This is a genomic window from Moorena sp. SIO3I6, assembly GCF_010672095.1.
The window spans coordinates 1-1,724 of sequence record NZ_JAAHHU010001065.1 but is presented as its reverse complement, the minus strand read 5'-3'; the positions used below and the strand labels follow the sequence as shown (position 1 = coordinate 1,724).

General features: G+C 47.3%; 3 protein-coding genes. 2 read left to right on the top strand and 1 reads right to left on the bottom strand.

All coding sequences use genetic code 11. From position 1 onward, the window contains the following. Positions 1-626: inositol monophosphatase family protein (locus F6K49_RS46155; RefSeq protein ID WP_293109133.1), on the top strand; the 626-nt coding region annotated here is incomplete at its 5' end. A gap of 125 nt (positions 627-751) precedes the next feature. Here F6K49_RS46155 and F6K49_RS46150 read toward each other — a convergent pair. Continuing rightward, complete coding sequence (locus F6K49_RS46150; protein ID WP_075897600.1) at positions 752-943, bottom strand: hypothetical protein; 192 nt, start codon at positions 941-943, stop codon at positions 752-754. Positions 944-1,113: 170 nt separating this feature from the next. On the opposite strand from F6K49_RS46150, the gene F6K49_RS46145 reads away from it, so the two are divergent. Further along, positions 1,114-1,710 carry a hypothetical protein gene (locus tag F6K49_RS46145; protein ID WP_293109127.1) on the top strand — a complete coding sequence of 199 codons (597 nt, stop codon included), beginning with the start codon at positions 1,114-1,116 and terminating at the stop codon, positions 1,708-1,710. The last annotated feature ends 14 nt before the right edge of the window (positions 1,711-1,724 follow it).

The window sequence follows — 1,724 nt, the reverse complement described above, 5'->3', positions numbered from 1 at the left end:
TAGACCCGATTGATGGCACCAAAGGGTTTCTGCGTAATGATCAATATGCTGTCGCCTTGGCTTTGGTAGAACAAGGTGAAGTGAAAGTAGGAGTGCTAGCTTGCCCAGCTTTACCCGTCAACCTAGCACAACCAGATGGGGAACGGGGTGTCCTATTTGTGGCAGTACGGGGTCAGGGAGCCACCATGGTACCTATTAATGGTGGGGAACCCCAGTCGATTCAAGTGACTGATGCTGAGAATACAGCAGAACTCCGGTTCGTCGAAAGCGTGGAATCTGGTCATGGGGACCATTCTCGGCAAGATTTGGTAGCTAAAGCGGTGGGAATTACTGCAGACTCCCTGCGGATGGATTCTCAGGCTAAGTATGGTGCGGTTGCCTCTGGTCATGCCGCCCTTTACCTACGTTTACCTTCCTCGAAGTATCCCAACTACCGTGAGAAAATTTGGGACCATGCTGCAGGCACCATTGTTGTAGAGGAAGCTGGTGGGGTTGTTACAGATATGCATGGCAAGCCCCTGAACTTTTCTATCGGTTCTAAGCTAGTTGAAAATCAGGGTGTGGTTGTCAGCAATGGTGTGATTCATGAGACGGTCCTGGCAGCACTGCGGGATACAGCCAACTAGAATCAGCTAAAGAACAGGGTATATCCTAACCTAGGGCAACGATCCGGCAAGGGAATAGTATTTCTCTTGCCGGATCATCCCTGTGTGTAAACGCGCGGGAAGTTTCATTCACACTTATAGGTTTATTAAGGGATTAACCATTGCGCAATACCTGGGTAAAAATATCCCATCCAATATCCCCAGTCTAATGATTGGCTAACTGGAGCAGGGATCATCTCTCCTCGAAAATCTAGCAGCTGGACAATAATTAAGTAAGCGATCGCTAGCAATATCGATATAGCTCCAGTTATAATAGCAACTATTTTTCCGCGTTCCATAAGTCTTCTATCAAATCACAGCACAGTTGTGGGGTTGTCGATCGATCCTTTGAATATGGTTAAAGGAACAGACGTTGAAATGTCAGACGTTGGATTGAAATGCCAGATCCTATCCGGTTGTTTCAGTAGTGTTTATAGTTAAAGGTGTTTTTCGGTCAGAGTAATGGTGCATGGGTAATAGCCCGGTGAGTCATCATCATCACCAATTACTCAAGCTTAACAATACCAATGCTCCCGCAGATGATGTCACAGAGCTTTCTATTCCCAAAATCCCATCCTACTATGGACGTGCATCACCAGGAGGCTCTATGAAACGGTCTCGTTTGAAATTCTCCCGCTACTATCCTTTATTGCGCCAGCAATTGCGCCAGCGTACCAGACGACAAATCCTACTAGCGTCTAGTGTGGGATTGAGCCTACTGCTGATCTCGATTACCATCTTCGCGTTAATTGATCGCAAGAACCCGCGAGGATTAACGAATTGGGTAGTTTTGCTCCCCCAGCAAATCATGGGGCGCAGAGATCCTAGGGACACTACAGTCCTAAAACTAGCATCCCAATCCCCCGAGGAGCGGATGGCACAACTCGAAGCGATCGCAACTAGACCAAAATCCCTCAATCGTGGCCGTGCTCGTTACCTATTGGCCGTTGATGCCATAGCTGGGCAGCAGGGAAGGGAGGCATTGCGTTGGTTAGATAAATTAGAGTGGGACACAAATGTTGATAAATTTGAGTGTGGGATAATAATAGACCAACATGACTCATGAAGTAAGCTAGAAGT